The sequence below is a fragment of the Streptosporangium sp. NPDC049248 genome (assembly GCF_040678965.1).
GTDB lineage: Bacteria > Actinomycetota > Actinomycetes > Streptosporangiales > Streptosporangiaceae > Streptosporangium > Streptosporangium fukuiense.
In genome coordinates this window covers 1-1508 of sequence record NZ_JBFAQY010000087.1, presented here as the reverse complement: position 1 = coordinate 1508, position 1508 = coordinate 1, and the positions used below count along the sequence as shown (strand labels likewise).

At 71.6% G+C, this 1508-nt stretch carries 1 protein-coding gene; it reads right to left on the bottom strand.

Annotated features, from left to right (window positions below; genetic code table 11):
• Positions 1-1485: beta-ketoacyl reductase (locus tag AB0K21_RS44655; RefSeq protein WP_364159309.1), on the bottom strand; the 1485-nt coding region annotated here is incomplete at its 3' end.
• Between the last annotated feature and the right edge of the window lie 23 nt (positions 1486-1508).

Sequence of the window (1508 nt, the reverse complement as noted above, 5' to 3'; positions counted from 1 at the left end):
CCGGCGAACCCCGCGCACCAACCCCCGCAGCAGATACGGCACCTCACCACCCGCCCGCACCGCCGCCAGATCGAGCCGGACCGGAGCCACAGCCGCCGCGCGATCCACCGCACCCGCCGCGTCGAACAACGCCAGTCCCTGTTCGACCGTCAGGGCCAGCATCCCCATCCGCGCCATCCGCCGCAGATCGACCTCATCCAGCCCGCCGGTCATCCCGGCCTCCTGCGCCCACGGACCCCACGCCAGCGACAACCCCGCCAAACCCTGCGCCCGCCGAAACTCCGCCAGCGCGTCCAGGAACGCGTTCGCCGCCGCGTAATTGCCCTGCCCCGCCCCACCGAACGTCCCCGCCACCGACGAGAACACGATGAAGCCCGCCAGATCCAGGTCCGCGCTGAGTTCGTGCAGGTGCCAGGCCGCGTCCACCTTCGGCCGCAACACCGCGTCCAACCGCCCGGCCGTCAGTGACGGGATCGTCCCGTCGTCCAGCACACCCGCGGTATGGATGATCGCGGTCAACGGGTGATCGGCCGGAACCCGCGCCAGCAGCGCCGCCACCTGGTCGCGGTCGGCCACATCACACGCGGCGATCTCCACCTCGACCCCATGCGCGACCAACTCCGCCCGCAACTCCACCGCGCCGGGCGCGTCCAGACCCCGGCGGCCGGCCAGCAGCAGACGCCGCACCCCCCGCTCGGCCACCACATGCCGCGCGAACAACGCCCCCAGACCACCCGTCCCACCAGTGATCAACACCGTCCCCTCCGGATCCCAGACACGTCCCTCACCCGAACCAGAACCAGGATCAGCACCGAAGCCACCGGCGAAACCTGAACCGGAGCCGGATGTCACCCGCACCAACCGGGCAACCCGCACCTCACCCCCACGCACCACCACCTGCGGCTCACCCGAGGCCAGCACCCCGGACAGCACCGACGCCGAAAGCTCCTGCCCGTCCAGGTCGACCAGCACGAACCGGCCAGGATTCTCCGACTGCGCCGACCGCACCAACCCCCACACCGCCGCGGCCCCCAGATCAGCGACCACATCCCCCGCCCACGCCGACACCGCACCCCGCGTCACCACCACCAGCCGCGAACCACCACACCGCTCATCGGCCAGCCACCCCTGCACCAACCCCAGAACACGAGCGGCCAACACATGCACCGCCCCCACCACATCCCCGTACCCGGCCGATCCGACCACAACGGACACCACCTCCGGCACCACTTCCAACGCCGCCAACTCCGCCACCGGATCCGACACCGGATCCAGGATCAGCTCGGCCGTACGAGTGACGGGGCCAGACGCCGTCTCCGGCGATCTCACCCACTCCAGGCGGAACAACGCGTCCCGCCCCGGCGCCCGACCATCGGCACCGGAGAGGTCGTCAACCGCGATCGGGCGCAGCAGCAGCGACCGCGCCGACAGCACCGGCTCCCCGGCCGCGTCCACCGCCACCAACGACACCGCATCCTCACCCACCCAGGCCAACCGCACCCGCAACA